This is a genomic window from uncultured Duncaniella sp., assembly GCF_910577345.1.
Taxonomy (GTDB): domain Bacteria; phylum Bacteroidota; class Bacteroidia; order Bacteroidales; family Muribaculaceae; genus Duncaniella.
Window position 1 is genome coordinate 1 of the sequence record NZ_CAJTMT010000064.1, and the last position, 2,508, is coordinate 2,508.

The window sequence follows — 2,508 nt, forward strand, 5'->3', positions numbered from 1 at the left end:
TTTTCATGTCGCGAGTGACATACGCGAGAGCCTGTCCCTTTTCCGTCAAGGAATACTCACCTGCAAGATTTCGGTGGAGATACCCGTGTGAACGCAGATAGCGTATATCTTTCACTACATTCTCTTTACAGTCCGGTTCATGCAGTGAGAGTGCCGTTTTGAGCAAAGTAAAGTCAACCATTGGTGCCGGCTGCTTCGTGGTTCGCCCAATCTTGCCGACCGACTCAACGGTCAGAGATTGACCTATCTCCACATTGGGTACAGCTCGTGAAGACCTGATAGTGTCATCGAATAATCTCACCCAGCCAGTGCGAACCACCTTCACATACTTGGCGATGAACGAATAACCGCCACAAGCGAGGGTTACTTTGGTTAGATTTCTGCGGAAGCTACGCTGGAAGGTAGCGAGCATACCTCTTCCAACGAGGTATATGATTTTGCGCTCATCATCTGAGAGACCCACAAAGGGGAAAGCGGTTAGTACAATACCATGAGGCCTGTTGTACAAGGATTTGGCGGAAGTGGTATAGTAGGGAGAGTAATTGTCTCCCATGAGTGCCTTGAAGCATTTGGCGTTACACATTGCCGGATATACATCCTTCTTGAAATCGTCGAAATCACGACGAATCAAACCCTCTCGGGAACTGCCGGGGAATGAGATTCTTTTCTTCTCATACAGCCCCCTTGCTATACGGTATGTCTCCAGTGGATCCATTCCAAAATGTAGCGCGGCCATTTTCTGGAGTTCTTCGATGTTCAGCAGCTTAGGCGATTTTGTATCGACCTGCTCCGTTTCGATAGAGACAACCTCTACGGGTGCGCCGGCCTTAACCGCCTCATTGAAACCCTCAGGAATTTCATTCCACTCATCAGCGCAGCGGAAAGAGAATACACCTCCGTCTGAATCCCTTACTGTGATTGTCGGGATTACCGACTTCTTGGGCGAAAATTCTTTAATTGCCTTTTCGCGTTCTGCCACAAGGTGCAGAATTGGAAGCGATGTGCGGGACACAGGGTATGTATTGCGACCTACAGAGAAGGCGATGGCACGGTTGATGTTGAGATTTGTGAGCCAGTCCATACGGTCATAAAGTTCCAGCTGTCTCAGATTGTCGGCAAATCCGGAGGTGTTATCCGATGGATAGGTAATAGCGTTCTTGATTGTTTCGTGCATCAGATCGTTGAGTGCAACTCTAACCATCTTTCCCTCAAAATTGAGGAAGCGGAGAAGATACCCAGCCATAAGGTCGCCACGGTCGGTGGGGTCTGTAGCAAGAATCACCTTCCTGCTCTTTTCAAGCAGGTGCTTGATGACTGCAAGCTGAGGGTCCGGCATATAGCGTCCGGAGGCGTGCTGGGAAGGTGCATGAGTGAGAGGGAAACTCTCCGGGAGGATTGGGAACGACTGGTTCGAGAGCCAGAAATCACGTCCCATGCCGGGTGCTGAGAGTTCCACCATGTGACCATAGGTCCATGTGATGAAGTATTTCTCGTTGGCATAGTAGCCATTATATTCGAAGTCTGCGCCAAGAGCGTAAGAGATTGTGCGTGCGATACGTGCGGATTGTGCGATTACGGTAATCATAGTAGTATGTTTTTTAGAAATTTTTATTGGGTTGATTTTTAAGAGTGCCGACAGACGGCATCATCTGCCGGCACTCGTTGGGGTTATAGGGAGTGGTTAGATTTTAGGACCTTTGGGCTTACGCTGTTGCTTCTGCTGTTCCTCATCCTTCGGGGCGGTCTGACCCTTTTGGAGAGGTTCATTGACATTCTTGGTCGCTTCATTGGTCTTGCCATCGTTGTTAACGGCGAACTGGGTTTCACTCTCAGCGGCGGGTTTGATGGATTGAGCCTCATCGGGATTAGTGGAATGAGGGAACGGACGTCCCTTTACCGGGTCAAACTTGACATAGACAGTTGACTCCTTACCCTGTTTGTCGATGTAGCCTTCAACTTTCACCGTTTTTCCGGCGACATAATCAGCCTTCTGCTGGTCGGTGAAATGAACATTGCTCCATTTACCTATTGGCTTGATACTGCCATCTTCGAGAGTCCAGCTCTGCTTCTTCTCCTGCTCCTTGGCACCGTTGTTGGGGGTCTCGGATTGATTATCCTTCTTGACTTCCTCCTGCTTCTGAATGTTTTCGAGGCGGCACGGACGGGGAACAAACTCTACTTTCTGTTCAGCTGCGCTGTATTGAAGCACGACAGGATATGTAGCTCCTTTGGAGTCGGTGAAGTCCTTGGGTAACTGTTTCCCGGATTTAAGAATGGCAATATCCTTGGGCGAAAGTTCTGTCTGGGAGATTTTATTCGGGATATAGATGTTCGCCGGGGAAACCTGCAACTCGTGTGTCATGCGGTCAATGCTGACAAACGACGGAATCTTGTTGCCGTTGGCATCTGTGATTTCCACTACACGGCCGAGGTTGCCGGTATTTTTGAGCATCTCCTTGTCCTCCTTGGTGAACTTCACACCGCAGAACTCCTGAGACAGGTCCGGCT

Annotated in this window: 2 protein-coding genes; both read right to left on the reverse strand. The window is 49.4% G+C overall.

What is annotated here, in order from left to right:
- Positions 1 to 1,585, reverse strand: a 1,585-nt coding sequence (locus QZ310_RS13620; RefSeq protein WP_297073831.1) for a DNA topoisomerase, incomplete at its 3' end; no start/stop codon positions are given.
- A 96-nt stretch (positions 1,586 to 1,681) separates the two neighbouring features.
- Positions 1,682 to 2,508: DUF3945 domain-containing protein (locus QZ310_RS13625; protein WP_297073833.1), on the reverse strand; the 827-nt coding region annotated here is incomplete at its 5' end.